The sequence below is a fragment of the Streptomyces sp. NPDC093109 genome, from assembly GCF_040701725.1.
In the GTDB taxonomy this organism is placed as follows: Bacteria; Actinomycetota; Actinomycetes; order Streptomycetales; family Streptomycetaceae; genus Streptomyces.
In genome coordinates, this window is sequence record NZ_JBFBEZ010000013.1 from 158,148 (window position 1) to 182,994 (window position 24,847).

The 24,847-nt window shown below is 70.7% G+C and carries 27 protein-coding genes and 5 tRNA genes; 7 read left to right on the top strand and 25 right to left on the bottom strand.

Going from position 1 to position 24,847, the window contains the following annotated elements; genetic code table 11:
• Window positions 1-61: 61 nt before the first annotated feature.
• Complete coding sequence (locus AB0389_RS15445) at window positions 62-457, top strand: helix-turn-helix domain-containing protein (protein WP_366395887.1); 396 nt, start codon at window positions 62-64, stop codon at window positions 455-457.
• On the opposite strand, the gene mutM is transcribed toward AB0389_RS15445, so the two are convergent.
• From mutM to AB0389_RS15490, 9 genes are all read right to left on the bottom strand, one after another.
• A complete protein-coding gene (gene mutM / locus AB0389_RS15450) occupies window positions 430-1,314 on the bottom strand; it encodes a bifunctional DNA-formamidopyrimidine glycosylase/DNA-(apurinic or apyrimidinic site) lyase (RefSeq protein ID WP_366395888.1) in 885 nt (294 codons plus the stop codon). The genes AB0389_RS15445 and mutM overlap by 28 nt on opposite strands.
• 109 nt (window positions 1,315-1,423) lie before the next feature.
• Complete coding sequence (rnc, locus tag AB0389_RS15455; RefSeq protein WP_366395889.1) at window positions 1,424-2,323, bottom strand: ribonuclease III; 900 nt, start codon at window positions 2,321-2,323, stop codon at window positions 1,424-1,426.
• Between the two features lie 19 nt (window positions 2,324-2,342).
• On the bottom strand, window positions 2,343-2,516 hold the full coding sequence (gene rpmF / locus AB0389_RS15460) for a 50S ribosomal protein L32 (protein ID WP_053675094.1): 174 nt from the start codon (window positions 2,514-2,516) through the stop codon (window positions 2,343-2,345).
• Between the two features lie 2 nt (window positions 2,517-2,518).
• Window positions 2,519-3,163 (bottom strand): DUF177 domain-containing protein, encoded by a 645-nt coding sequence (locus AB0389_RS15465; protein WP_366395919.1) that lies wholly within the window; start codon window positions 3,161-3,163, stop codon window positions 2,519-2,521.
• A 157-nt stretch (window positions 3,164-3,320) separates the two neighbouring features.
• Window positions 3,321-4,505 (bottom strand): ATP synthase F0 subunit B, encoded by a 1,185-nt coding sequence (locus tag AB0389_RS15470; RefSeq protein WP_366395890.1) that lies wholly within the window; start codon window positions 4,503-4,505, stop codon window positions 3,321-3,323.
• Between the two features lie 90 nt (window positions 4,506-4,595).
• On the bottom strand, window positions 4,596-5,084 hold the full coding sequence (gene coaD / locus AB0389_RS15475) for a pantetheine-phosphate adenylyltransferase (RefSeq protein WP_366395920.1): 489 nt from the start codon (window positions 5,082-5,084) through the stop codon (window positions 4,596-4,598).
• A gap of 26 nt (window positions 5,085-5,110) precedes the next feature.
• Window positions 5,111-5,695, bottom strand: coding sequence for a 16S rRNA (guanine(966)-N(2))-methyltransferase RsmD (gene rsmD / locus AB0389_RS15480; protein WP_366395891.1), 585 nt, complete (start codon window positions 5,693-5,695; stop codon window positions 5,111-5,113).
• Window positions 5,696-5,801: 106 nt separating this feature from the next.
• Window positions 5,802-8,024 (bottom strand): ATP-dependent DNA helicase RecG, encoded by a 2,223-nt coding sequence (gene recG / locus AB0389_RS15485; RefSeq protein ID WP_366395892.1) that lies wholly within the window; start codon window positions 8,022-8,024, stop codon window positions 5,802-5,804.
• Window positions 8,025-8,060: 36 nt separating this feature from the next.
• Complete coding sequence (locus AB0389_RS15490) at window positions 8,061-9,797, bottom strand: DAK2 domain-containing protein (protein ID WP_366395893.1); 1,737 nt, start codon at window positions 9,795-9,797, stop codon at window positions 8,061-8,063.
• A 245-nt stretch (window positions 9,798-10,042) separates the two neighbouring features.
• Here AB0389_RS15490 and rpmB point away from each other — a divergent pair, with 245 nt between their 5' ends.
• Window positions 10,043-10,228: a 50S ribosomal protein L28 gene (gene rpmB, locus AB0389_RS15495; protein WP_078877327.1), complete on the top strand. Its 186-nt coding sequence runs from the start codon at window positions 10,043-10,045 to the stop codon at window positions 10,226-10,228.
• A 119-nt stretch (window positions 10,229-10,347) separates the two neighbouring features.
• Here the strand turns inward: rpmB and thiD are convergent, their stop codons facing one another.
• A complete protein-coding gene (thiD, locus tag AB0389_RS15500) occupies window positions 10,348-11,160 on the bottom strand; it encodes a bifunctional hydroxymethylpyrimidine kinase/phosphomethylpyrimidine kinase (RefSeq protein WP_366395894.1) in 813 nt (270 codons plus the stop codon).
• 51 nt (window positions 11,161-11,211) lie between these two features.
• Window positions 11,212-12,183, bottom strand: a complete 972-nt coding sequence (locus AB0389_RS15505; RefSeq protein ID WP_366395895.1) for a thiamine-phosphate kinase — start codon at window positions 12,181-12,183, stop codon at window positions 11,212-11,214.
• A 206-nt stretch (window positions 12,184-12,389) separates the two neighbouring features.
• Between AB0389_RS15505 and AB0389_RS15510 the strand changes: the two genes are divergently transcribed.
• Entirely contained in the window at window positions 12,390-12,623 is a 234-nt protein-coding gene (locus AB0389_RS15510; protein ID WP_366395896.1) for an Lrp/AsnC ligand binding domain-containing protein, read from the top strand.
• 156 nt (window positions 12,624-12,779) lie between these two features.
• Complete coding sequence (locus tag AB0389_RS15515; protein WP_366395897.1) at window positions 12,780-13,265, top strand: DUF3515 domain-containing protein; 486 nt, start codon at window positions 12,780-12,782, stop codon at window positions 13,263-13,265.
• 21 nt (window positions 13,266-13,286) lie between these two features.
• Here AB0389_RS15515 and AB0389_RS15520 read toward each other — a convergent pair whose 3' ends face one another.
• From AB0389_RS15520 to AB0389_RS15530, 3 genes are all read right to left on the bottom strand, one after another.
• Window positions 13,287-14,468 (bottom strand): D-alanine--D-alanine ligase family protein, encoded by a 1,182-nt coding sequence (locus AB0389_RS15520; protein WP_366395898.1) that lies wholly within the window; start codon window positions 14,466-14,468, stop codon window positions 13,287-13,289.
• Between the two features lie 99 nt (window positions 14,469-14,567).
• Window positions 14,568-15,569, bottom strand: coding sequence for an NAD(P)H-dependent glycerol-3-phosphate dehydrogenase (locus tag AB0389_RS15525; protein WP_366395899.1), 1,002 nt, complete (start codon window positions 15,567-15,569; stop codon window positions 14,568-14,570).
• Complete coding sequence (locus AB0389_RS15530) at window positions 15,566-16,312, bottom strand: lysophospholipid acyltransferase family protein (protein ID WP_366395900.1); 747 nt, start codon at window positions 16,310-16,312, stop codon at window positions 15,566-15,568. The genes AB0389_RS15525 and AB0389_RS15530 overlap by 4 nt, the downstream gene beginning before the upstream one ends.
• A gap of 157 nt (window positions 16,313-16,469) precedes the next feature.
• Here AB0389_RS15530 and cofC point away from each other — a divergent pair, with 157 nt between their 5' ends.
• Both cofC and AB0389_RS15540 read left to right on the top strand, forming a co-directional pair.
• Window positions 16,470-17,216: a 2-phospho-L-lactate guanylyltransferase gene (gene cofC / locus AB0389_RS15535; protein ID WP_366395901.1), complete on the top strand. Its 747-nt coding sequence runs from the start codon at window positions 16,470-16,472 to the stop codon at window positions 17,214-17,216.
• Window positions 17,216-17,425 (top strand): hypothetical protein, encoded by a 210-nt coding sequence (locus AB0389_RS15540; protein WP_366395902.1) that lies wholly within the window; start codon window positions 17,216-17,218, stop codon window positions 17,423-17,425. Before cofC ends, AB0389_RS15540 begins: the two co-directional genes overlap by 1 nt.
• 113 nt (window positions 17,426-17,538) lie before the next feature.
• On the opposite strand, the gene AB0389_RS15545 is transcribed toward AB0389_RS15540, so the two are convergent.
• The 4 genes from AB0389_RS15545 to leuC all read right to left on the bottom strand — a co-directional run bounded on the left by AB0389_RS15545 (window position 17,539) and on the right by leuC (window position 20,725).
• On the bottom strand, window positions 17,539-18,198 hold the full coding sequence (locus AB0389_RS15545) for an HU family DNA-binding protein (protein WP_366395903.1): 660 nt from the start codon (window positions 18,196-18,198) through the stop codon (window positions 17,539-17,541).
• A 144-nt stretch (window positions 18,199-18,342) separates the two neighbouring features.
• A complete protein-coding gene (locus AB0389_RS15550; RefSeq protein ID WP_366395904.1) occupies window positions 18,343-18,570 on the bottom strand; it encodes a hypothetical protein in 228 nt (75 codons plus the stop codon).
• 104 nt (window positions 18,571-18,674) lie between these two features.
• Window positions 18,675-19,283, bottom strand: coding sequence for a 3-isopropylmalate dehydratase small subunit (gene leuD, locus AB0389_RS15555; protein ID WP_366395905.1), 609 nt, complete (start codon window positions 19,281-19,283; stop codon window positions 18,675-18,677).
• Between the two features lie 2 nt (window positions 19,284-19,285).
• The gene (gene leuC, locus AB0389_RS15560; RefSeq protein WP_366395906.1) at window positions 19,286-20,725 is read right to left on the bottom strand and encodes a 3-isopropylmalate dehydratase large subunit; all 1,440 of its coding nucleotides are present in this window, start codon (window positions 20,723-20,725) and stop codon (window positions 19,286-19,288) included.
• Between the two features lie 180 nt (window positions 20,726-20,905).
• Between leuC and ndgR the strand changes: the two genes are divergently transcribed.
• Window positions 20,906-21,622 carry an IclR family transcriptional regulator NdgR gene (gene ndgR, locus AB0389_RS15565; RefSeq protein WP_366395907.1) on the top strand — a complete coding sequence of 239 codons (717 nt, stop codon included), beginning with the start codon at window positions 20,906-20,908 and terminating at the stop codon, window positions 21,620-21,622.
• A gap of 178 nt (window positions 21,623-21,800) precedes the next feature.
• Here ndgR and AB0389_RS15570 read toward each other — a convergent pair.
• The 7 genes from AB0389_RS15570 to AB0389_RS15600 form a co-directional block, all read right to left on the bottom strand.
• Window positions 21,801-21,873 (bottom strand) — tRNA-Glu (locus tag AB0389_RS15570).
• An 18-nt stretch (window positions 21,874-21,891) separates the two neighbouring features.
• Window positions 21,892-21,963 (bottom strand) — tRNA-Gln (locus AB0389_RS15575).
• A 12-nt stretch (window positions 21,964-21,975) separates the two neighbouring features.
• Window positions 21,976-22,048: transfer RNA gene (locus AB0389_RS15580), tRNA-Glu, on the bottom strand.
• A 61-nt stretch (window positions 22,049-22,109) separates the two neighbouring features.
• A tRNA-Glu gene (locus tag AB0389_RS15585) sits at window positions 22,110-22,182 on the bottom strand.
• A 21-nt stretch (window positions 22,183-22,203) separates the two neighbouring features.
• A tRNA-Gln gene (locus AB0389_RS15590) sits at window positions 22,204-22,275 on the bottom strand.
• Between the two features lie 164 nt (window positions 22,276-22,439).
• Window positions 22,440-23,930: a glutamate--tRNA ligase gene (gene gltX / locus AB0389_RS15595; RefSeq protein ID WP_366395908.1), complete on the bottom strand. Its 1,491-nt coding sequence runs from the start codon at window positions 23,928-23,930 to the stop codon at window positions 22,440-22,442.
• The gene (locus tag AB0389_RS15600) at window positions 23,923-24,708 is read right to left on the bottom strand and encodes a fumarylacetoacetate hydrolase family protein (protein WP_366395909.1); all 786 of its coding nucleotides are present in this window, start codon (window positions 24,706-24,708) and stop codon (window positions 23,923-23,925) included. The genes gltX and AB0389_RS15600 overlap by 8 nt, the downstream gene beginning before the upstream one ends.
• Window positions 24,709-24,847 lie beyond the last annotated feature (139 nt).

A 24,847-nucleotide genomic window follows, 5' to 3' on the forward strand; every position in this document is an offset into this window, starting at 1 on the left:
TCACTAACGTAAGGAAAGCGCCACCTTCTGGGTGGCGCTTTTCGGTTGTAAGGTGACCGATATGGACAGTCCCCTTCCCGACGACGGCGCGCTCGCGTTCGACGTCTTCTCCCGGCGGTGTCCCTCGCGCCCCACGCTGGAGCATGTGACGGGCCGCTGGGGCTCCCTGACGCTCGGCGCCCTCTCCGGAAGCCGGCTGCGCTTCAACGAACTGCGCCGTCGCGTGGACGGCGTGAGCGAGAAAATGCTCTCCCAGACGCTGCACGCGCTGGAACGGGACGGACTCGTGCACCGCGAGGCGCAGCCCGTCAATCCACCGCGCGTGGACTACGAGCTGACCCCGCTGGGGCAGGAGGTCGCCGCGCGGCTGACCGCTCTGATCGAGCTGGTCGAGGGGCGGATGCCCGAGGTGCTCACCGCCCGGGAGCGTTACGACGCGGCGCGCGGCGCCCGCTGACAGCGCGGACAGAAGTAGCTGGACCGGTTCATCCACGGCCGCCGCCGGATCGGGGTCCCGCAGCGGTGGCACGCCTCGTCCTCGCGTCCGTACGCGTCGAGCGACCGGTCGAAGTACCCCGACTGGCCATTCACATTGACGTACAAACTGTCGAAACTGGTGCCGCCCGCGTCGAGCGCCGCGTTCATCACGTCCCGTACATGCCCGAGCAGCTCGGCCGCGCGCGGCCGGGGCAGCGTCGCCGTGGGGCGCTCGTAGTGGAGCCTGGCGCGCCAGAGCGCCTCGTCGGCGTAGATGTTTCCCACGCCGCTGATCAGGGACTGGTCGAGCAGGGCGCGCTTGACCGTCGTACGGCGGAGCTTCAGCGCGGCGAGGAAGGCCGCGTCGTCGAACGCGGGGTCCAGCGGGTCGCGGGCGATGTGCGCGATGACGTCCGGCAGCCCGTCGGGGGTGTTGTCGTGCAGCGAGAGTCCGCCGAAGGTGCGCTGGTCGACAAAGCGCAGCTCGGTGTCGAGGCTGTCGGTGAAGCGGATCCGGATCCGCAGATGCTTCTCGTCGGGCGCGGACTCCGGCTGGACCAGGAGCTGACCGCTCATCCCGAGATGGCCCAGGATCGAGGCGTCCGCGTCGGCCGGGTCGCTCTCCCCCTCGGATCCGAGCGGCAGCCACAGATACTTGCCGCGCCTGCGGGCGGCGACGATGGTCCGCCCCTGGAGGCGGGCCGCGAAGTCCTCGCCCCCGGCGGGGTGGCGCCGTACCGCACGCGGATGCAGCACCTCCGTCCCGGCGACGGTCCGGCCGGCGACCCAGCGTTCCAGTCCGCGCCGGACGACTTCGACCTCGGGCAGCTCGGGCACGGGAAACTCCTCCAGGTGGTGGGCGCGTACGGAGAACGGAACGCCCCTCGCGCCGGGAGGGCGTGAGGGGCGTACCGGACGAACCGGTGGAACGGTGCGGAGCCCGGGGCTAGACCGGATCGGCCGGGGGCCGGTCCGGATCCGCCGTCTCCGGAGCATCCGCGACCGGAGCTTCGGCCGACTCCGCGTCCGGAACATCCGCGGATTCCGCGGACTCTGCGGACTCCGCGGATTCCGCGGATTCCGCTTTCGCGGCGGCGGCAGCGGATTTCCGCTGGTCCGCCGCGGCCCGGATGGACCGCCAGGCGGATTCCGCCGCCTGCTGCTCCGCTTCCTTCTTGCTGCGGCCGGTGCCGGTGCCGTACGAGACACCACCGACGCGGGCGGCAGCTGTGAAGGTCTTCTCGTGATCGGGCCCGGTCTCCGTGACGAGGTACTCGGGTACGCCGAGCCCTTCCGCCGCGGTGAGCTCCTGGAGACTGGTCTTCCAGTCCAGGCCGGCCCCGAGGTTGGAGGACCTGTCGATCAGCGGGTCGAAGAGCCGGTGAACCAGCTCGGACGCCGCGTCGAGGCCCTGGTCGAGATAGACAGCGCCGATCACCGCTTCAAGGGTGTCGGCGAGAATGGACGCCTTGTCCCGGCCACCCGTACCCTCTTCGCCCCGGCCGAGCCGGATGAAGGAGCCGAGTTCGAGGCCGCGGCCCACTTCCGCCAGCGCACGCGAATTGACCACGGCTGCCCGCAATTTGGCCAGCTGGCCTTCGGGCAGATCCGGGTGGATCCGGTACAGCGTGTCCGTGACCACCAGGCCGAGCACCGAATCCCCGAGGAATTCGAGCCGCTCGTTGGTGGGCAGACCGCCGTTCTCGTACGCGAACGAACGATGGGTCAGCGCACGCACCAGAAGGGCGGTCTCGAGCTGATACCCGAGCCGCCCTTCCAGAAGCGTGTGGGACGAGGCTGTGCTGACATTGTCTGTCTGCTTCTTGGCATGGGACAGTTCAGACATTGAGCCTCTCACCAGCCGCTCAGACCTCGAGGACCTGGCGCTTGTTGTACGTGCCGCAGCTCGGGCACGCGATGTGCTGGAGCTTCGGCTCCTGGCAACGCTCACACGAAACCAGGTTGGGGACCGCAGCCTTCCACTGCGACCGGCGGTGGCGCGTGTTGCTGCGCGACATCTTCCGCTTCGGAACAGCCACGGCTACTTCTCCTGCTTCTCGTCGACGCCCGCTTCGGCGCCGCCCATGTTGTCCTTCTCGCCGTCCTTGACGGTGTCGGCGAGTCCCTGCAGTGCCGCCCAACGGATGTCGACGGCGTCGTGGTGGTGGTCCGGGTTCTCGTCCAGCCTGATCCCACATGTGGAACACAGGCCGGCACAGGTCTCCCGGCACACCGGCTGCATCGGCAGTGCGAGCACCACCGCGTCACGCAGCACGGGTTCGAGGTCGAACAGGCTGTCTTCGATGAAGAACCTGTCCTCGTCCTCGCCCTCGGCATCGTCGGCCGATTCCGCGCGCACGGCGCGGCCCCGGCCATCGGTTTCTGGGTACGAGAACATCTCCTGGAAGTCCGCGGCCACTTCCTCGCCGAGCGGCTCCAGACACCTTACGCACTCCCCCTCGGCCGTCGCACGGGCGGTGCCCGTGACGAGCACCCCCTCCATGACGGATTCGAGCCGGAGGTCCAGCTCCACGGGAGCGCCCTCGGGCACCCCGATGACCCCCGCGATGCCGAGATCCTTGGGGGCCGGCGCCGAGCGGGTCAGCTTACGGAGCGCACCAGGACGCCGCCCCAGCTCGTGCGTGTCGAACACGAGGGGGTTGAGGTGGTCGAGGCGCGCGTTCAGGGCTTGTTCCCGCTTTCGGATCGTGAGAGGGGCCGCCACCGTCGCGAAAGCGAAGCGGGCAGCCTGAGCCGCGGGCATACACGCGGCCGAAGAACCAGAGTACTGGACCGGCCGCCATAGGCCCAATCCGGGGCAGGTCCGGGGCAGGTCCGACGGCTCAGAGACCCTGTTCGTACCGGCGCAGCTGATCGATGTCGATCATGCTGGTGTCGAAGAAACTGGTCTCGTCGAGCCCGCTGCCCGCATCGCCGGACGACGGTGCGCCGGAGGGCAGGGCGGGGAGCGCGGGGAGCGCCGCGGGCATCGGCGGCTGGGCGCCGGACTGCTGCCAGCCGTAGTTCGGGTCGTAGCCCTGGTTCTGCTCGGCGAGCTGCCCGGGGACCTGTCCGTACGCGTCCTGCTGCTGGTACGGGTACGGGTCCTGCTGCGGGTAGCCGTACGCGTCCTGCTGCGGATAGCCGGAGTAGCCGGGGTCGGCCGCCGTGGCGTAGGCGGGGTCCTGGTAGCCGGCGTCGGCGTACTGCGGCTGTGTCTGGGGCGGTGTCCCGGGGTACGCGGGGTCGGCGTACGGCGCCGGGGCCGTCTCCGCGGGCGCCGGCGGTGCCACGGGCGACTGGAGGGACTCCCGGGGCGTCCCCGCGAGGTCCGCGAGGAAGTCCGCGTCGCTGGTACGGCCCTGCGGGCCCGCCGCGTCCTGGGCCGCCATGTGCGCGCCCAGCTCGTCCGTGGCGATCCGGCCCTGGAGCTTCTGCCGGCCGCGGCCGACCGCCTCCAGGGTCTTGGAGAGCACGGCCTCGAAGGCGCCGATCTTGGCGTCGACGTACTCGTCGGCCCGCTGGATCAGGGTCGCCGGGTCGGCGCTGTACTCGGGGGCGTCGTCGTCCTCGCCGCCGCCGGGGGCGCGGCCGAGGAGCTTCTCGCGGCCCCGGTCGACGGATCCGATGGTCTTGGTGAGGACGACCTCGAAGTTGGCGAGCTTGGAGTCGACGTAGTCGTCGGCCTCCGCGCGGATCTCCTCGGCGTCCCTGCGGGCCTCCGCGAGGATGCGGTCGGCCTCCTCCTGGGACTGCCGGGCCACCGCGGTGTCGGAGATCAGTGTGGAGCGCTGGGCGTGCGCGCCCTCGATGATCCGTTCGGCCTCCTGGCGGGCCTGCTCGGCCATCTGCTCATGGCCGCCGATCAGCTCCCGCGCCTCGGCCAGCGAGTCGGGGAGCGCCTCCCGTACCTCTTCGAGCAGCGCGAGCAGCTCGGCGCGGTTCACCACGCAGGAGGCCGACATGGGCATGGAACGGGCGTTTCCCACCGTGTCGACGATCTCGTCGAGCTTCTTCTGCACGTCCACCGGGTGCTCGCCACTCTCTCAGCTGGTATGGAGACGGACATCACGACTGTACGGCCAGTTCGCGCCCCGCCGACACCCGGTGACGGCCCCTCAGCGGGGTCCGTTCTGCCCGAGGCGCTCCATGACCGCGGCCTGGACGCTCGGGGGCAGCAGATGGGAGACGTCGCCGCCCCAGGTCGCGACCTCTTTGACCAGGGAGGAGGAGAGGAAGCTGTAGGTGGGGTTGGTGGGGATGAACAGGGTCTCGACGCCCGAGAGCCCGATGTTCATCTGGGCCATCTGGAGCTCGTAGTCGAAGTCGCTGACGGCGCGCAGGCCCTTGACGATGGCCGGGATGTCGCGCTGCTTGCAGAAGTCGACGAGCAGTCCGTGGAAGGACTCGACCTCGACGTTGCCGAACTCGGCGGTGACCCCGCGGATCAGCTCGATCCGTTCCTCGATCGTGAAGAGCCCTTGCTTGGACTGGTTGATCATCACCGCGACATGTACGACGTCGTACAGCTTGGAGGCGCGGGCGATGATGTCGAGGTGGCCATTGGTGATGGGGTCGAAGGACCCCGGACAGACTGCGCGGCGCAACTGATTTCCCTCGCTCTCCGGTCCGGTCATCGTGCGTCTTCGCACAGAGTGGCGGCGCGACCGTACCAAAGCGTCCCCTCGCCGTAGCGACGGGAACGCAGTGGCTCGAATCCGTCGGGCCAGCCGAATTCCCCGTTCCTGGTGCTGCGTTCCACGGTGACGACAGCGGCGTCGGTGAGCCACCCCTTGGTGCGGAGTGTGAGGAGGATCTCCCGAAGATCGTCATCGCCGACGGCGTACGGGGGATCGAGGAAGACCAGGTCGTACGGGATCTCCGGGACGGGTCCCGCGACGATCTGCGCGGCCTTGCCGGTCCTGACCTCCGCGCCGGGCAGTCCGACGGTCCTGGCGTTGTCCCGTACGGTGCGGGCGGCCCGGGCGTCGGCCTCCACGAGCAGGGCGTGCGTGGCGCCGCGCGAGAGCGCTTCGAGCCCGACGGCGCCGGAGCCCGCGTACAGGTCGGCGATCCGGACGCCCTCCAGGGTGCCGAGGAGCGACTCCCAGCTGGAGAAGAGGCCTTCGCGCGCACGGTCGGAGGTGGGGCGGGTGCCGGTCCCCGGCGGTACGGCGAGACGGCGTCCGCCGGCGGCACCGGCGATCACGCGGGTCATGGGTGTCGGTCCTCGGTTCGTGGGCGGCTACGGGCAGCCGCGGGTACGGGTGGGTACGGGTACGGGTGCTGCCCCCACGATATGGCGTGGGTACGGAACGGGGACGTCAGCCCTTGTCGAGATAGCGCTCCCGCTCCGCGTCGAGGAGCGCGTCCAGCGCCGTACGCAGCTCCGGGCTGTCCGTCAGCTCCGGGTCCGCCGCCACCACCGCGGTCGCCTCCTCGCGGGCGGCGGCGATGATCTCCTCGTCCTCGATGACGGCGAGCATCCGCAGGCTGGAGCGCGCCCCGGACTGGGCCTGGCCGAGCACATCGCCCTCGCGGCGCTGTTCGAGGTCGATACGGGACAGCTCGAAGCCGTCGAGCGTGGCGGCGACCGCGCCGAGCCGGGCCCTGGCCGGGCTCGCCTCCGGCATCTCGGAGACCAGCAGACAGAGGCCGGGGGCCGAGCCGCGGCCGACCCGGCCGCGCAGCTGGTGCAGCTGGGAGACGCCGAACCGGTCGGCGTCCATGATCACCATGGCGGTGGCGTTCGGCACGTTCACGCCGACCTCGATGACCGTGGTCGCCACGAGGACGTCCACCTCGCCCGCGGCGAAGCGGCGCATCACGGCGTCCTTGTCGTCCGGCTGCATCCGGCCGTGCAGGATCTCGACGCGCAGCCCGGCCAGCGGTCCGGCGATGAGCTGCCCGGCGATCTCGACCACCGCGAGCGGAGGGCGCTTCTCGGCCTCGTCCTCCGGGGAGGGCTTGGTCTTCTTCCCGCTCTTGCCGCTCTTGCCGCCCTTCTCCCCCTCGTCGGACTCGTCGTCGCCGATCCGGGGGCAGACGACATACGCCTGATGGCCCTTGGCGACCTCCTCGCGCACCCGCTCCCAGGCTCGGGCCAGGAAGTGCGGCTTGTCCGCGGCCGGGACGACATGGGTGGCGATCGGCGAACGGCCGGCCGGGAGCTGGTCCAGGACGGAGGTCTCCAGATCGCCGAAGACCGTCATCGCGACCGTACGCGGAATGGGGGTGGCCGTCATGACCAGCAGATGCGGCGGCTGCTTGCCCTTGGAGCGCAGCGCGTCGCGCTGCTCCACGCCGAAGCGGTGCTGCTCGTCCACCACGACCAGCCCGAGATCGTGGAACTTCACCTTGTCCTCGATCAGCGCGTGGGTGCCGATGACCAGCCCGGCCTCGCCGGTGACCAGGTCGAGCAGCGCCTGCCGCCGCGCCGCCGTGCCCATGGAGCCGGTGAGCAGCACGACCTTGGTCGCGTTCTCCGCGCTGCCGAGCGTCCCGCCCTGGGCCAGCTCGCCCATCATCTCCGTGATGGAGCGGTGGTGCTGCTGGGCGAGCACCTCGGTGGGCGCGAGCATCGCGGCCTGGCCGCCCGCGTCGACCACGGCGAGCATCGCGCGCAGCGCCACCAGGGTCTTGCCCGAGCCGACCTCGCCCTGGAGCAGCCGGTGCATGGGGTGTTCGGTGGCGAGATCGGCGAAGATCTCGGCGGTGACCTTCCGCTGGCCGTCGGTGAGGGTGAACGGCAGCGTGGCGTCGAAGGCGTCGAGCACCCCGCCCGCCACGGGTTCGCGCGCCACGGCGGGCAGTTGCGCGTCCGCGTGCCGGCGGCGGGCGAGGGCGACCTGGAGGACGAACGCCTCGTCCCACTTCAGCCGCTGTCTGGCGTCCTCGATGTCCGCCCGGGTGGCGGGCCGGTGGACCTTGAGGAGCGCCTCGGGCAGTGGGACGAAGCCGCGCCCGGCGCGCAGGGCGGGCGGCAGCGGGTCCACGGCCTCGGCGGCCCGGGGCAGGACCGCGTCGACCGCTTTGGTGATCTTCCAGGACTCCAGGCCCTTGCAGGCGGGGTAGATCGGGATCAGCCTGCCCGCGAACGAGTCGACGGCCTCCTCCCCGCCGTCCCCGCCCAGCGGGACGTAGGTGGGGTGCGCGAGCTGGAGCTTGCGGTTGAAGACGGAGACCTTGCCGGCGAACATGCCCCGGCTGCCGGGCGGCAGATCCTTCTGCGGCTTGTGGATTCCCTTGCCGAAGAAGACCAGTTGGAGCCGTCCGCTGCCGTCGGTGAGGGTGATCTCCAGCCGCTTGCCGCGTCCGCCGTTGAAGGTCAGCACGCGGGAGTCGGCGACCTGCGCGACCACGGTGACGTCCTCGTCCAGCGGAAGTTCGGCCAGCTTGGTGAGCTGGCCGCGCTCCTCGTACCGGCGCGGGTAGTGGTGGAGCAGATCGCCGACCGTGTGCAGGCCGAGGTGTTCGGCCATCACCTTCGCGGTGGCGGGGCCGAGCGATTTCTTGAGTGATTCATCCAGCGCGGACACGCGATCCATCTTCGCAGGCACCACCGACAGCGGGGCGGCGCGACGCTACTCCACCCCGACGAGCAGCGGTACGGACTGCCGGCCGCCCCGGTAGACGACGGTGTCGACGGCCAGATGGCCCTCCCGTACGTACCGCTCCAGCCGGTCGGCCAGCGTGTCCGGTACGTCCTCGCCGAGCACCAGCGTGACGAGTTCGCCGCCGGCCGCCAGCATCCGGTCGAGGACCGATTCTGCGGTGCCGGCGAGGTCGGCGCCGATCACCGCCACGTCGCCCTCGATCAGCCCCAGTACGTCCCCGGCCTGGCAGATGCCCGCCATGGTCCAGGACTGCCGTTCGGCGACGGTCAGTTCGGCATAGCGGGTGGCTCCGGCGGCGGTGGTCATGGCGACCACGTCCTCGTCGAAGCGGCGGTCCGGCTGGTGCACGGCGAGCGCGGCGATGCCCTGGACGGCGGCCCGGGTGGGGATGAGGGCGACCCGTACGCCTTCGGTGCGCGCCTGTTCGGCCGCGGCTGCGGCGGTGTGGCGCAGCGCGGCGTCGTTGGGCAGCAGCACCACCTCGCGGGCGTGGGCGCGCCGGATGGCCTCGACCAGCTCACCGCTGGCGGGCGGCTCGCCGGGGCGTGCGAGGACGGTGGTCGCGCCGGCCTCGGCGCAGAGCCCGGCGAGTCCCTCGCCGGGGACGACCGCGACGACGGCCCGCTGGACCTGCTCGGGGGGCGGTCCTGCCGTCGCGCCGGAGCGGGCGGGGCCCGAGTGGGCGGGGCCGAAGTGGGTGATGCGGATGCGGTACGGGCGGCCCGCCTCGACGCCGGCCTCGACGGCGGCGCCCGCGTCGTCGACGTGCACATGGACGTTCCAGAGTCCGTCGCCGCCGACCACCACCAGGGAGTCGCCGAGTCCGTCGAGCCGCTCACGGAGGCGGGCCACGGCGTGGTCGTCCGCCTCCAGCAGATAGATCACCTCGAACGCGGGCCCGGTGGCGTCCGTTCCGGCGTCGCCCCCCGTGTCCGTGCAGGCGACGGGTTCCCCGGGCCGCCGGTGGCCCGCCGGGAAGGCGGCCGGCGCCACTCCGGTGAGCGCCCGTACGAGCGCGCCGAGGACCGCGAGGAGGCCCCGGCCGCCCGCGTCCACGACGCCCGCGCGGCCGAGGACGGCCAGTTGGCCGGGGGTCGCGTCGAGCGCGGCCCGCGCCCCGGCGTGCGCGGCGCGGGCGACGGCGCCGCCGGGAGCACCGGCCCCGGCACCGGCCGCCTGTGCCGCCACCGCCGCCGCTGTCTCCGCCGCGTCCGCCGCCGCCGAGGCGACGCTGAGGATGGTGCCCTCGACGGGATGGGCGACGGCCTCGCGGGCCAGTTCGGCGGCCCGGCGCAGCGCCTCGGCGAGGTGATCCCCGCCACCGCCGGCCGTGTCCGCCGGTTCCTCCCGCGCCAGCACCTCGGCCATGCCGCGCAGCAGCTGCGCCAGGATCGTGCCGGAGTTGCCCCTGGCCCCGATCAGCGCGCCGTGCGCCATGGCCCGTACGGCGTCCCCCGGCGCGGGTCCTGCCGCGCCGCCCGTCCCTGTCTCGTACGCGGCGAACACGGCCTCGACCGCCTGTGCCGCGGACTCCACGGTCAGATAGAGATTGGTGCCGGTGTCGCCGTCCGCGACCGGGTAGACGTTGATCGCGTCGATCTCCTCGCGCTCCCGGCCGAGCGCGTCCAGCGCCAGCGAGCACCAGCTCCGTACCGCTGCGGCATCGAGGGTCTGCGGCACCTGGGAACCTCCTTGAGCGGCCATGATGCGGGCTCCACCGCAGGGTAGCCGCCGGTAACCCCCACCGCCCCGGGCGGGCGTGCGGAGCACCGCGCGGAACGGGGCCGAGTGGGGCCGTGGTAGTTTTCTTGTACCGAAGCGGGCGTTGTATGCTGCTTCGGTTGCCCGATGAAAGTCGGGCCGATCCCTCCGGCAACGCCACATCAGTTCATTGATTCGAGCCACGCCGGATTTCTCTGTACGAGCATCTGAAGTCTTTGGAGTGACCCGTGGCTGCCAACTGCGACGTCTGCGGCAAGGGGCCGGGCTTCGGCAACAGCATTTCCCACTCGCACCGCCGTACGTCCCGTCGCTGGAACCCGAACATCCAGCGCGTGCGTGCCGTGGTCGGTCGGACGCCGAAGCGGCTCAACGTCTGCACCTCGTGCATCAAGGCCGGCAAGGTCTCGCGCTGACGCCTGCGTCGTAGCGCAGCCCCTGCGGTTGCCTTGAAAAGCCGGTCCACCTCGGTGGGCCGGCTTTTTGCCGTACCCGCTTTTTGCCTACCCGCTTCTGTCGTACCCGTGTCCGGGGCTCAGCGCGTACGCCAGCCGTGGTCCACCGGGCCGATGCCGCCGCCCAGCGCGAAGCCATGGGCGATCGCGCCCGTCACATACTCCTTGGCCGCCGTCACCGCCTCCACCACGCCCTGCCCGCCGGCCAGCCCGGCGGCGATCGCGGACGCGTAGGTACAGCCCGTGCCGTGGGTGTGCCGGTTGTCGAGGCGCGGCGCCCGCAGCCAGTGCTCCTCGGTGCCGTCGGTGAGCAGATCCACCGCGTCCCCGGGCAGATGGCCGCCCTTGATCAGCGCCCAGCGCGGACCGAACGCGAGAACGGCGTCGGCCGCGCGCCGCAGATCCCTCTCGTCCTCGACCCGTACGCCCGTGAGCTGTGCCACTTCGTCGAGGTTGGGGGTGGCGACGGTCGCGACGGGCAGCAGCGCCGTCCTTACGGTCTCCAGCGCCGAGGACGCCAGCAGCGCGTCGCCGTGCTTGGAGACGCCGACGGGGTCGACGACCACGGGGACGCCGGTCGCGGCGAGGAGTTCGGCGACGGCGGCGGTCAGTTCGGCGGAGGAGAGCATTCCGGTCTTCACGGCCTGTACGCCGATGTCGTCGACGACGGCGCGGTACTGGGCCCGTACCGCTTCCACGGGCAGTTCCCAGACGCCGCGCACCCCCAGCGAGTTCTGCGCCGTGACGGCGGTGATCACGCTCATGCCGTGCACACCGAGCGCCAGCATGGTCTTCAGGTCCGCCTGAACACCCGCACCGCCGCCGGAGTCGGAGCCGGCGACGGTGAGAACACGGGGCGGCGCGGGTGCGGGGACGGACGCGGGTATCGGCATGGCACCGAATCTACAAGCACCGAATCCACCGGCGCCCGCCCGGACGGAGGTCTAGTGGTCCTCGTCCAGGTCCCCGAAGTGGTCCCAGCCTCCCTTGCTGGTCCAGGGCGCCCCGTCGACCGTCACCTGCGGCAGCGCCGACGGGGTGAGCACCTCACCGATCACCTTCCAGCGCGCCGGCAGCTTCGCGTCCGGCGGGAACGTGGCGACGATCGCGTGGTCCTCGCCGCCGGTCAGCACCCACTGGAGCGGATCGATCCCGACGGCCTGGCCGATGTCGTTCATCTGCGAGGGGATGTCGATCAGACCCGACCGCAGATCGATCCGCACCTTGCTGGCCTCCGCGATGTGCCCGAGGTCGGCGACGAGACCGTCGCTGACGTCGGTCATCGCGGTGGCGCCGAGCCCGGCCGCCGCGGGGCCCGCGTGGTAGGGCGGCTCCGGTCTGCGGTGCGCCTCGACAAAGGCGCGGGGGGAGCGGAAACCGCGCGAGAGCACCGCGTGTCCGGCCGCCGACCAGCCCAACCAGCCGGTGTACGCGACGACATCGCCGACGCGCGCGCCGGAGCGGACCACCGGCTCGTGGTTGCGCAGATCGCCGAGCGCGGTGATCGCGATGGTGATCGTGTCACCGCGGACGACATCGCCGCCGACCACCGCCGCGCCCGCGACCTGGCACTCGTCACGGATGCCGTCCATCAGCTCGGTGGGCCAGGTGACCGGCAGTTCGGCCGGCACGACCAGCCCCAGCAGCAGCGCGGTGGGTACGGCGCCCATCGCCGCGATGTCGGCGAGGTTCTGCGCCGCCGCCTTGCGGCCCACGTCGTACGCCGTCGACCAGTCACGCCGGAAGTGCCGCCCCTCCAGCAGCAGATCCGTACTCGCCACGACCCTCCGGTCGGGCGCGGCCACGACCGCGGCGTCGTCGCCCGGCCCGAGCCGGACCGCCGGGGTGGTGGTGAGCCGGGACGTGAGTTCCCTGATGAGCCCGAACTCCCCCAACTCGCCCACGGTTCCCTTCACCGAGACTCCCCTCTCCTCGTCTGCCGCGCCTGCGGTCGCGGTCCTCTGCTGCTGTCGGTACCGTCATGAGCCGCGTCAACGTACGTCTCCGTCCGCCACCCGTCGGGCGCCACCGGCCCCGCGGGTCTCCCCGCGGCCCGTGACGACGCGATACCGTGGCGTCTCTTTCCACCCCACATGATCCTCGTGGCCGCCCTGGAGGTTCCGTGGTACAGGCGTACATCCTTATTCAGACCGAGGTGGGCAAGGCGACGACCGTCGCCGAGACCATCGCAAAGATTCCGGGAGTGATCCAGGCCGAGGACGTCACAGGCCCGTACGACGTGATCGTGCGCGCACAGGCCGACACCGTCGATGATCTGGGGCGGATGGTCGTCGCCAGGATCCAGCAAGTGGAGGGCATCACCCGCACCCTGACCTGCCCGGTCGTCCATCTGTAGACCGCCGGGCACCGGGCGGGCGGCGGCGCGCGGAGCGTACGGACGCCCCGGCCCCGGCCGGGTCGCGCTGTCGTCGCTCACCATGGCTCCCGCCCGCTCCCTCACCCACCCGCACGCGCTGGACGCCCCTGTCCGGCCGCCGTCTACGCTTGCCCGGTGATACGTTCCCGCCGCAGGCTATCCGGCCGACTTCCCGTACGTCTGACCGCCGTCGCCCTGCTGTGGGCGGCGGCGGGCTGTTCCGGTACGGGCGGCGCGCCGTCCGTACCGGTTCCGAGCCCGCCCGCCGCGGAGGCCGCGGCCTGCCGGGCCCTGTACAAGGCGCTGCCGAAGACCGTCGCCGACCTCGGCCGCAACGACCCCGAGCCGCACTCCGAACTGACCGCCGGCTGGGGCGACGGCGAGATCGTGCTGCGCTGCGGTGTCCCCCGGCCTGCCCTGATGGACGATCCGCAGGCGAAGGGCGTGGACGCGGACGGGGTCAACTGGATGGTGGAGGAACGGGACTCGGGGCCCCGTTTCACCGCCACGTACCGCGAGCCCTATGTCGAGGTGACGATGGACAGCCGCTTCGCCCATGACGTCACCCCCCTCGCCCAACTGGCCGCGTCCGTCGCGAAGACGATCCCGTCCAGCGTGTGACGGTGCCGCCCCCGGCCGGCCTCAGCGCAGTCCGGTGGAGCGGCGCAGGGCCGCCTGGATGAGGGTGTCGATGAGCTCCGCGTAGCCGACGCCGCTCTCCTGCCACATGCGCGGGTACATGGAGATCGGGGTGAAGCCGGGCATCGTGTTGATCTCGTTGATGACGAACTCGCCGTCCTCGGTGAGGAAGAAGTCCGCGCGGACCAGTCCCTCGCAGGAGGTCGCGTCGAACGCCGCCACCGCCAGCCGCTGTACCTCGGCCGTCTCCTGAGCGGTGAGCGGCGCGGGGACCAGTCCGGCGGCGGAGTCGATGTACTTGGCCTCGAAGTCGTAGAAGTCGTGGGCCGTGACGGGCGGGATCTCGGCGGGCACGCTGGCGCGCGGGCCGTCCTCGAACTCCAGCACACCGCACTCGATCTCGCGACCGCGGAGCAGCGACTCGACCAGGATCTTGGGGTCGTGGCGGCGCGCCTCGGCGATCGCCTCGTCCAGCCCCGCGAGCCCGTCGACCTTGGAGATGCCCACGGACGAACCGGCGCGCGCGGGCTTCACGAAGAGCGGCCAGCCGTGTTCGGCGGCGAAGTCCACGATCTTCTTGCGGACGGCGGCGGCCGGGGCTCCCTCGGCGTCCCCGGCGCGCTGCTCCCACTCGCGGGGGCGGATCACCACGTACGGGCCGACCGGCAGCCCGAAGGAGGTGAACACCCGCTTCATGTACTCCTTGTCCTGGCCGACGGCCGAGGCCAGGACGCCCGCGCCGACGTACGGGACGCCGGAGAGCTCCAGCAGCCCCTGGAGGGTGCCGTCCTCGCCGTACGGGCCGTGCAGTACGGGGAAGACGACATCCACCTCGCCGAGCGCCTTCGGCACGGAGCCCGGTTCGCTGTAGACGACTTCGCGGTTGCCGGGGTCGGCGGAGAGCACGACCGTGCCGTCCGTGGACTCGGCGATCTGCTCGACGCTCGGCAGCCGGCGGTCGGCGATGGCCATGCGCTCCGGGTCGTCGGCGGTGAGCGCCCAGCGGCCGTCGGTGGTGATACCGATGGGCAGGACGTCGTACTTCGTACGGTCGATGGACCGCAGTACGGCGCCGGCCGTGACCACCGAAATGGCGTGCTCGGAGCTACGTCCGCCGAAGACGACGGCCACGCGCGGCTTGCGGAGCTGCTGCTCAGGGCTCTGGGAGGAGTTCTCGCTGCTCATATCGCGATGAGAGTACCTGGTGACGGGGCCGGAGTCAGCGTGTGGGCGGGGGGCCGGGCCGTGCCGTCCGGTCCTCCCGTGCCGTCCGGTCCTTCCGGCTCAGCGGCGTTCGGGCTTGGCGCTGCGCGACATCAGTTCCTTGAGCGCGACGACCGGCGGCTTGCCGTTGTGCACGATGTCCACGACGGTCTCGGTGATCGGCATGTCGACCTCGTGGCGGCGGGCCAGATCCAGCACGGACTCGCAGGACTTGACGCCCTCGGCGGTCTGCGTGCTGACCGCGATGGTCTCCTGGAGGGTCATGCCGCGGCCGAGGTTGGTGCCGAAGGTGTGGTTGCGGGAGAGCGGCGAGGAGCAGGTGGCGATGAGGTCGCCCATCCCGGCGAGCCCGGAGAAGGTGTGCGGGTCGGCGCCCATCGCGAGGCCCAGCCGGGTCGTCTCGGCGAGTCCCCGGGTCATCAGCGTCGCCTTGCTGTTGTCGCCGAGGCCCATGCCGTCGGCGATCCCGACGGCGAGTCCGATGACGTTCTTGACCGCTCCGCCGAGTTCGCAGCCGACCACGTCGGTGTTGGTGTACGGGCGGAAGTACGGCGTGTGGCAGGCGGTCTGGAGCCGCTGGGCGACCGTCTCGTCCCGGCACGCGACAACGGCGGCGGCGGGCATCCGGCCGGCGATCTCGCCGGCGAGGTTGGGGCCCGTGACCACGGCGACCCGTTCGGCGGGTGCCTTGGCGACCTCTTCGATCACCTCGCTCATCCGCTTGGCGGTGCCGAGTTCGACGCCTTTCATCAGCGAGACGAGGACGGTGTCCGGGGTCAGTACGGGCACCCACGCGGCGAGGTTGGCGCGCAGCGTCTGCGAGGGGACCGTCAGCACGGTGAACTCGGCGTCGCGGGCGGCCTCCGCCGGGTCGGTGGTGGCCCGTACTCCGGCGGGCAGTTCGAGGCCCGGCAGGTAGTCCGGGTTGGTGCGTGTGGTGTTGATGGTGTCGACGACGTCCTGGCGGCGGCCCCAGACCGTCACCTCGCACCCCGCGTCCGCCAGGATCATGGCGAACGCCGTGCCCCATGAACCCGCCCCGAATACGGCGACCCGCGTCACTTGGACCCCTCTTCCGCGGCCTTGCGCCGCTGTTCCGCCCTGGCCTCGCGATGGTCGTACGGGACCGGGGGCGCCGGCTCTCCGCGTAGCTCGGAGAGCAGTTCCGTGATGGCCGCCATGATGACCTCGGTGACCTCGCGCAGCAATTCGGGCGTGATCTCCGCGTCGTAGTAGCGGGAGATGTCGACCGGGGGGCCGACCAGCACCCGGTGCGTCTTGCGCGGCAGGAGGTGCGGTCGGGTGGCGTACGGGGGCAGCAGCAGGTTGGCGCCCCACTGCGCGACGGGGATGACCGGGCACCGGGTCTGGAGGGCGACCCGGGCGACGCCGGTCTTGGCGGTCATGGGCCACTGCGCGGGGTCGCGGGTGAGGGTGCCCTCGGGGTAGAAGGCCACGCATTCGCCGCGCTCGACGGCGTCGATGGCGGCCCGATAGGCGCTCAGCGCGTTCGTGCTCTCGCGGTAGACGGGAATCTGGCCCGTACCGCGCATGACCGCGCCGATGAATCCCGAGGTGAAGAGTCCGTTCTTGGCGAGGAAGCGCGGAACCCGTCCGGTGTTGTACTGGAAGTGGGCATAGGCGAACGGGTCGATGTGTGAATTGTGGTTCACCGCGGTGATGAATCCGCCGTCGGCCGGGATGTGCTCCGCCCCCTGCCAGTCCCGCTTGAGCAGTACGATCAGCGGCGGTTTTGCGATGACCGCCGCCAGGCGGTACCAGAAGCCGACTCTACGGCGGGACACTCGGACACCTTTCTCTGTTCGCCCGGCTCACTGCCCGGCTGCCGGGGGTCAAGTGTGGCCCCGGGCACCTGCGCTGTCGAGAACACCGTACGCCCCGCATCCCGGACCGCGGCGGTGGGCCGGGAGGGTGCCGGGCCACAATAGAGGGACGCTACACATGGACGGAGAGTTCGCCACGGACACCGACCCGACAGCCGACCCCGTGACCGCCGGGGACCCCGCCCGGGGCCCTGTCCCGGCAGCCGTCAGGGCCGCCGCTCCGGCCGCCCGCTGGTCCCTGGTCGTACCGCTGAAACCGCTCCGGCTGGCCAAGAGCAGGCTCGCCGCGACGGCGGGCGAGGCCCTGCGCCCCCGGCTCGCCCTGGCGTTCGCGCAGGACACCGTGGCGGCGGCGCTGGCCTGTCCGGCCGTACGGGATGTGGTCGTCGTCACGGACGATCCGGCGGCGTCCGAGCGGCTCGCGGCACTGGGCGCGCGGGTCGTGCCCGACACCCCGGCGGACGGTCTCAACGCGGCCCTGGCGCACGGCGCGCGGGCCGTCAGGGAGGCCAGTCCGCGGGCGGCGGTGGCCGCGCTCAACGCCGATCTGCCGGCGCTGCGCCCGGCCGAGCTGGGGCGGGTGCTGGCGGCGGCCGGCGCTTTCCCGCGCGCATTTCTCGCGGACGCCGCCGAAATGGGTACGACATTGCTGACCGCGGCGCCGGGCACCGAATTGCGTCCGGCTTTCGGCGGCCCGTCGAGGCGGCGCCATTTGTCGTCGGGCGCGGTGGAAATCATGCTGACCGGAGTGGATTCGGTACGGCAGGACGTCGATACGGGTGACGATCTGCTGGTGGCGACGGCACTGGGGCTCGGCGGGTACACCGCCTCGCAGGCCGGATACCGGGCGGATACGCTGCGGTGATGCAGGCGACCTCGTACACCTATGACGCAGGAACGCGCACCGGGAGTGTGCTGCTGGACGACGGGACTCCGGTGGAGTTCGGCGCGGCGGCCTTCGACGCGGGCGGGCTGCGGCTGCTCCGACCGGGTCAGCGGGTGCGGATCGAGACCGAGGGGCCGGGCACGGGCGCGGAGCTGCGGATCACGCTGGTGACGCTCCAGACGCTCTGACGCCCCCGGCGGGGCGGGCCGTCCTGAGGTCCTGAGCAACGCCGCGGGCCGGGCTCCCCGAGGGGAGCCCGGCCCGGCGCGTGTGGCCCTTTTTCACATCCTCTGCTCGGCCCCTACTTGCGGGCAGCGGCGGCGGCTGTGGTGGTCTTCTTCGCCGTGGTGGTGCGCGCGGTGGCCTTCCTGGCGGGTGCCTTCTTGGCCGTGGTCTTCTTCGCCGGCGCGGTCTTCTTCGCCGTGGCCTTCTTGGCCGTGGTGGTGGCCGTGGCCTTCTTGGCGGTGGTCTTCTTCGCCGCGGGGCTGGTCTTCTTGGCGGTGGTGGTCTTCTTCGCCGTGGTCTTCTTGGCGGCCGTGGTCTTCTTGACCGCCGCCTTCTTCGCCGTGGCCTTCTTGGCGGTGGCCTTCTTGGCCGCGGCCTTCACGGTCGTACGGCTGGAAACGCCGCCCGAGAGGCTGCCCTTGGGGGCCTTCTTGACCGCCACGTCGTTCTTGGGGAGCTTCTTCGAGCCGCTGACCAGGTCCTTGAAGCCCTGGCCCGCGCGGAAGCGCGGCACCGAGGTCTTCTTGACCCGGACGCGCTCACCCGTCTGCGGGTTACGGGCGTAGCGGGCCGGGCGGTCGACCTTCTCGAACGAGCCGAAGCCGGTCACCGAGACCCGGTCACCGGCGACGACCGCGCGGACGATCGCGTCGAGTACCGCGTCCACCGCGTCGGCGGCCTGCTGCCTGCCGCCGACCTTCTCCGCGATCGCTTCTACGAGCTGCGCCTTGTTCACGTCTTCCCCTTCGGAGACATTGCCAGAACGAAAGTGTTCAAGCTTTTTTCGCACGTTAGGCAGATATATACCGCAAATCAAACACGAAACGGGCTAATCACCCTAGTGCCGCAACGAAGTCGACCTGGCGGAGTTCCACGGAGGTCAGTCACCTTCGGGAAATCGGCCCTCGTCGAGGTCCTTCAGCAAGCGCTCCAGACGCCGTGCCGCGTCCGGGAGATCGTGTTTCGCCGCCGCCGTGATGACGAGCAGCTTCCGGGAGAGCGCCTTGCGCACGCCATCCGGGACTTGCAGTGCACGCACCGTCGCATGCGCTTCTTTGAGTTGTTCGGCGACCAACCCGTAGAGCTTGAGTTGGTTGTCGCGTTCCATGCGCCGATTGTGCCATCTGGGGCGAGTTGTCGCCCGACGGGGGCTCAACAAGCAACTGCACCCCCTGCCGGGCGGCAGGGGGTGCAGTAGGGGAAAAGCGCTGCTCAGGCGGTAATTGTGCGGGGTTTGAAGGAGGGCCTGCCGGCCTCGTAGGTGGCGATGTCAGCCTCGTTCTGGAGGGTGAGACTGATGTCGTCCAGCCCGTTCAGCAGCCGCCAGCGGGCATTCTCGTCAAGGTCGAAATCAGCCACAAGCTCTGCTCCGTCGGGGGAAGTGGCCCGAACCTGGCGGTTCTCCAGGTCCACGGTCACCTCGGCCTTCGGGTCGCTCTCCGTGATCTCCCAGAGGGCGTCCACGACCGACTGCTCCAGAACCACGGTCAGCAGACCGTTCTTGAGCGAGTTCCCACGGAAGATATCGGCGAACCGGGAGGAGATGACGGCCTGGAAACCATAGTTCTGCAAGGCCCACACAGCATGTTCACGAGAGGACCCGGTTCCGAAGTCGGGTCCGGCCACCAGCACGGTGGCCCCGGCGCGCTCGGGCCGGTTGAGCACGAACGCCGGATCCTTGCGCCACGCCTCGAAGAGCCCGTCCTCGAAGCCGTCGCGGGTGACCTTCTTGAGCCAGTGGGCCGGGATGATCTGGTCGGTGTCGACGTTGCTGCGGCGCAGCGGAACGGCACGGCCGGTGTGGATGGTGAAGGCTTCCATGGTTATCGCGCTCCAGCGGGCGTACGGTCGCCGGCGGCGGCGCCGGACAGGTCTGCGGGCGAGGCCAGATGGCCCAGTACGGCGGTGGCGGCGGCGACCTGCGGAGAGACCAGATGGGTCCGGCCGCCCTTGCCCTGCCTGCCCTCGAAGTTGCGGTTGGACGTGGACGCGGAGCGCTCGCCGGGCGCGAGTTGGTCGGGGTTCATGCCCAGACACATCGAGCAGCCCGCGTGCCGCCATTCGGCCCCCGCGGCGGTGAAGACCTTGTCGAGGCCCTCGGCGACGGCCTGGAGGGCGACCCGTACGGAGCCGGGAACGACCAGCATCCGTACCCCGTCGGCGACTTTGCGGCCGTCAAGCAGCGAGGCCGCCGAGCGCAGGTCCTCGATACGGCCGTTGGTGCAGGAGCCTACGAAGACGGTGTCGACCTTGATGTCACGCAGCGCCTGTCCAGCGGTCAACCCCATGTATTCCAGGGCCTTTTCGGCGGCGAGGCGCTCCGAAGCGTCCTCGTACGAAGCCGGGTCGGGGACGTGCGAGGAGAGCGGCGCGCCCTGGCCGGGGTTGGTGCCCCAGGTGACGAACGGGGCGAGCGCGGTGGCGTCGATGACGACCTCGGCGTCGAAGACCGCGTCGTCGTCGGTGCGCAGGGTGCGCCAGTAGGCGACAGCGGCGTCCCAGTCCTCGCCCGTCGGGGCGTGGTCGCGGCCCTTGAGGTAGTCGAAGGTGGTGTCGTCGGGGGCGATCATGCCCGCCCTGGCGCCGGCCTCGATGGACATGTTGCAGATGGTCATCCGGGCCTCCATCGAGAGTTTCTCGATGGCCGAGCCCCGGTATTCGAGGATGTAGCCCTGGCCGCCGCCGGTGCCGATCCGGGCGATGACGGCCAGGATCAGGTCCTTGGCGGTGACATCGGCGGGCAGTTCGCCGTCGACCGTGATGGCCATGGTCCTGGGACGGGCCAGCGGCAGCGTCTGGGTGGCCAGTACGTGCTCGACCTGGCTGGTGCCGATGCCGAACGCCAGCGCGCCGAAGGCGCCGTGGGTCGAGGTGTGACTGTCGCCGCAGACCACGGTGGTGCCGGGCTGGGTCAGCCCCAGCTGCGGGCCGACGACATGGACGACGCCCTGCTCGACATCGCCCAGCGAGTGCAGCCGCACACCGAAGTCGGCGCAGTTCTTGCGGAGGGTCTCCAGCTGGATCCGGGAGACCGGGTCGGCGATGGGCTTGTCGATGTCCAGCGTCGGGGTGTTGTGGTCCTCGGTCGCGATGGTGAGGTCGAGCCGCCGGACCCGCCGGCCGTCCTTGCGCAGGCCGTCGAACGCCTGGGGGCTGGTCACCTCGTGCAGCAGGTGCAGATCGATGTAGAGGAGGTCGGGCTCGCCCTCCGCGCGCCGGACGACATGGTCGTCCCAGACCTTCTCCGCGAGTGTCCTACCCATCGCTTTCCCTCCGGCCGGCCTTGGTGGCCGGCACTCCTAGAGACATGTGGGCCCACGTCCGTCCCCCACGCTCCGGACGCCGGCTGGGACCCGATACTCCACGAGCCCGTACATACAGGTTGGCAAGTTCCCCCGGAAATTGAACTTGCGTTTCACAGAGTGAGACGCGAGTATCGTTTCATGGACAACTCTAGCGGCGTCGGCGTTCTCGACAAGGCTGCTCTCGTACTGAGCGCCCTGGAGTCCGGTCCGGCCACCCTCGCCGGACTGGTCGCGGCGACCGGGCTCGCACGACCCACGGCCCACAGACTGGCCGTGGCACTGGAACACCACCGGCTGGTGGCGAGGGACATGCAGGGCCGGTTCATTCTCGGCCCGCGGCTGGCCGAGCTGGCCGCCGCGGCCGGTGAGGACCGTCTGCTGGCCACGGCCGGACCCGTACTCACACATCTGCGGGACCTGACCGGCGAGAGCGCGCAGCTCTACCGGCGCCAGGGCGATCTGCGGATATGTGTGGCGGCGGCGGAGCGGCTCTCCGGGCTCAGGGACACGGTCCCGGTGGGCTCCACCCTCACCATGAAGGCGGGCTCCTCGGCCCAGATCCTGATGGCGTGGGAGGAGCCCGAGCGGCTGCACCGCGGCCTCCAGGGCGCCCGTTTCACGGCGACGGCCCTCTCGGGCGTACGGCGGCGGGGCTGGGCCCAGTCGATCGGCGAGCGGGAGCCGGGCGTGGCCTCGGTCTCGGCGCCGGTGCGCGGGCCCTCGAACCGGGTGGTCGCGGCGGTCTCGGTATCCGGACCGATCGAGCGGCTGACCCGGCACCCGGGCCGGATGCACGCGCAGGCAGTGATCGACGCGGCGGGCCGGCTGAGCGAGGCGCTGCGTCGTACGAGCTGAGCGGCCACCGCTCCCCCGCTACCACCCTTTCCCCGCCCTTACCCCTTTCTCCACCCACGACGGACACCGACAGGCCGCTCCAGCGCCGCAGCGGCCCCACCGTCCTCCTGTGCCGGAAAGCCGCTGGACAGACAGAAGAGGCCCTCCCCGACCGGGGAGAGCCTCTTCCATGATGTTGTACCCCCGACCGGATTCGAACCGGCGCTACTGCCGTGAGAGGGCAGCGTGCTAGGCCGCTACACAACGGGGGCGCTGCAGAAACATCTGCGCTGGGCTACCAGGACTCGAACCTAGAACAACGGAACCAGAAACCGTCGTGTTGCCAATTACACCATAGCCCATGGGTTGTTCAGTACCCCCGACCGGATTCGAACCGGCGCTACTGCCGTGAGAGGGCAGCGTGCTAGGCCGCTACACAACGGGGGCCCTAGCGATCCTGCATCAACGTTTCCGGGTGCGACCCGAGGACGTCGGAGAGAAGGATCTGTACCCCCGACCGGATTCGAACCGGCGCTACTGCCGTGAGAGGGCAGCGTGCTAGGCCGCTACACAACGGGGGCGTGTGCAGAATTTAATCTGCGCTGGGCTACCAGGACTCGAACCTAGACTAACGGAACCAGAAACCGTCGTGCTGCCAATTACACCATAGCCCACCAAAACTGAACCCCCTGATGGGGGTCTGTTCCGGCTTGCGCTTCCCGGCCTGGCCTTTCGGCCTTCTCGGGCGGCGCAGGAAGAACATTACCTGATCGCGGACGGCGCTCCAAAACGAGTAAACACGCCTGTGCGAGGCCGTCCGCGTCAGGACATCAGCGCCTCACACGGCGAGCTTCGCCAGCGCCGCGTCGATACGGGACAGGGTGCGGTCCCTGCCGAGGATCTCCAGCGACTCGAAGAGCGGCAGGCCGACCGTACGTCCGGTGGTCGCGACGCGGACCGGGGCCTGCGCCTTGCCGAGCTTGAGGCCGTGCTCCTCGCCGGCCGCCAGCACCGCGTTCTTCAGCGCCTCGGCGGTCCACTCCGCCTCGGCGATCTTCGTACGGGCGGTGGCAAGCAGCGCGTCCGCGCCCGGCTTCATCGCCTTCGCCCAGGACGCCTCGTCCGTCGCCGGCTCGTCGAGGAAGAGGAAGTCGACGTTGGCGGTGATGTCCGAGAGGACCGTGACCCGGGTCTGGGCGAGCGGCGCCAGCTCCGCGAAGGCGGCGGCGTCGAAGGACTCGGGCGCCCACGGCGCGTACGGCGCCCGGAGCCAGGGCCCGCACGCCTCGGTGAACGCCGCGACATCCAGCCGCCGGATGTGGTCCGCGTTGATCGACTCGGCCTTCTTCAGGTCGAAGCGGGCCGGGTTCGCGTTGACGTCCGCGATGTCGAAGGCGGCGACCATCTCGTCCATGGAGAAGAGGTCGCGGTCGGCGGCGAGCGACCAGCCCAGCAGGGAGAGGTAGTTGAGCAGCCCCTCGGGCAGGAACCCGCGCTCGCGGTAGAGGTTGAGCGACGCCTGCGGATCGCGCTTGGAGAGCTTCTTGTTGCCCTCGCCCATGACGTACGGAAGGTGCCCGAACGCCGGGATGTCCTTGGCGATGCCCAGCTCGATCAGCGCCTTGTAGAGCGCGACCTGCCGCGGGGTCGAGGAGAGGAGGTCCTCGCCGCGCAGGACGTGGGTGATCTCCATCAGCGCGTCGTCGACGGGGTTGACGAGCGTGTAGAGCGGGGCGCCGTTGGCGCGGACGATGCCGTAGTCAGGAACGTTCTCCGGGGTGAACGTCAGCTCACCGCGGACCAGGTCCGTGAAGGTGATCGGCTCGTCGGGCATCCGGAAGCGCACGATGGAGGTGCGGCCCTCCGCCTCGTACGCGGCCTTCCGCTCGTCGCTCAGGTCGCGGCAGTGCCCGTCGTACCCGGAGGGGCGCCCGGCCGCGCGCGCGGCGTCGCGGCGGGCGTCCAGCTCCTCGGTGGTGCAGTAGCAGTGGTACGCGTGGCCCACCGCGAGCAGCTTCTCGGCGGTGTCGCGGTAGAGGTCCATCCGCTGCGACTGGCGGTACGGCGCGTGCGGGCCGCCGATCTCGGGGCCCTCGTCCCAGTCGAGCCCCAGCCAGCGCATCGAGTCGAGCAGCTGGCCGTACGACTCCTCGGAGTCGCGGGCCGCGTCGGTGTCCTCGATGCGGAAGACCAGGGTGCCGCCGTGGTGGCGGGCGAACGCCCAGTTGAAGAGGGCGGTGCGGACCAGTCCCACATGGGGGTTGCCGGTCGGGGAGGGACAGAAACGTACCCGGACGCCGGGGTCCGTGCCGTTGTGTGCGCTAGCCACGCTTGATCACCCTGTTGGTGAGAGTGCCGATGCCTTCGATGGTGACGGCGATCTCGTCGCCGACGTTGAGGGGGCCGACCCCCGCGGGGGTGCCCGTGAGGATGACGTCACCCGGGAGGAGCGTCATGGCCTCGGTGATGTTGACGATCAGGTCCTCGATGGACGTGATCATCTCGCTCGTACGGCCGAGCTGCCGCTGTTCGCCGTTGACCGTGCACTGGATCGTCAGGTCGGACGGGTCCAGCTCGGTCTCCACCCAGGGGCCGAGCGGGCACGAGGTGTCGAAGCCCTTGGCGCGGGCCCACTGCTTCTCGGTCTTCTGGGTGTCGCGCGCGGTGACGTCGTTGGCGCAGGTGTAGCCGAAGATGACGTCCTTCACGCGCTCGCGCGGCACCTCGCGGCACATCCGGCCGATGACGACGGCGAGTTCCGCCTCGTAACTGACGTCGTTCGAGAAGGCCGGGTACTCGATCGCGTCGCCGGAGCCGATCACCGAGGTGGTCGGCTTGAGGAAGGCGAACGGTACGGGCGGGACCTCGTTGCCCAGCTCGGCCGCGTGGTCCCGGTAGTTGCGGGCGTACCCGACGACCTTGTTGGGCAGTACGGGCGGCAGGAGCCGCACCTTGCTCAGCGGGACCTTGGTCCCGGAGAGCTCGAAGTCGGCGTACGGAATGCCCTTGATGATGTCGAGGACGAGGCCGGCGGAGTCGCCGCTGCCTTCGCCCTCGACCGCGCCGAAGGCGACATTGCCGTCGATGGAGAATCTGGCGATGCGCACGGGATGCTGTCGCCCCTCACTTGCTCGCTGGTCTGGACGCTCCAGGCTAGATGATCGATTCCAAGGGGTCAGTGGTCGATCACCTCTTGACCTCAACCATGCTTGAGTTAGCACCGTGGTTCACATGAACACGGAATCC

Coding starts and splice junctions, on each gene's coding strand:
- AB0389_RS15445 (WP_366395887.1), top strand. CDS start 62: ATGGACAGTCCCCTTCCCGACGACGGCGCGCTCGCGTTCGACGTCTTC.
- rnc (WP_366395889.1), bottom strand. CDS start 2,323: ATGTCTGAACTGTCCCATGCCAAGAAGCAGACAGACAATGTCAGCACA.
- rsmD (WP_366395891.1), bottom strand. CDS start 5,695: ATGACCCGCGTGATCGCCGGTGCCGCCGGCGGACGCCGTCTCGCCGTA.
- recG (WP_366395892.1), bottom strand. CDS start 8,024: ATGGATCGCGTGTCCGCGCTGGATGAATCACTCAAGAAATCGCTCGGC.
- AB0389_RS15490 (WP_366395893.1), bottom strand. CDS start 9,797: ATGGCCGCTCAAGGAGGTTCCCAGGTGCCGCAGACCCTCGATGCCGCA.
- thiD (WP_366395894.1), bottom strand. CDS start 11,160: ATGCCGATACCCGCGTCCGTCCCCGCACCCGCGCCGCCCCGTGTTCTC.
- AB0389_RS15520 (WP_366395898.1), bottom strand. CDS start 14,468: ATGAGCAGCGAGAACTCCTCCCAGAGCCCTGAGCAGCAGCTCCGCAAG.
- cofC (WP_366395901.1), top strand. CDS start 16,470: ATGGACGGAGAGTTCGCCACGGACACCGACCCGACAGCCGACCCCGTG.
- AB0389_RS15540 (WP_366395902.1), top strand. CDS start 17,216: ATGCAGGCGACCTCGTACACCTATGACGCAGGAACGCGCACCGGGAGT.
- AB0389_RS15550 (WP_366395904.1), bottom strand. CDS start 18,570: ATGGAACGCGACAACCAACTCAAGCTCTACGGGTTGGTCGCCGAACAA.
- leuD (WP_366395905.1), bottom strand. CDS start 19,283: ATGGAAGCCTTCACCATCCACACCGGCCGTGCCGTTCCGCTGCGCCGC.
- leuC (WP_366395906.1), bottom strand. CDS start 20,725: ATGGGTAGGACACTCGCGGAGAAGGTCTGGGACGACCATGTCGTCCGG.
- ndgR (WP_366395907.1), top strand. CDS start 20,906: ATGGACAACTCTAGCGGCGTCGGCGTTCTCGACAAGGCTGCTCTCGTA.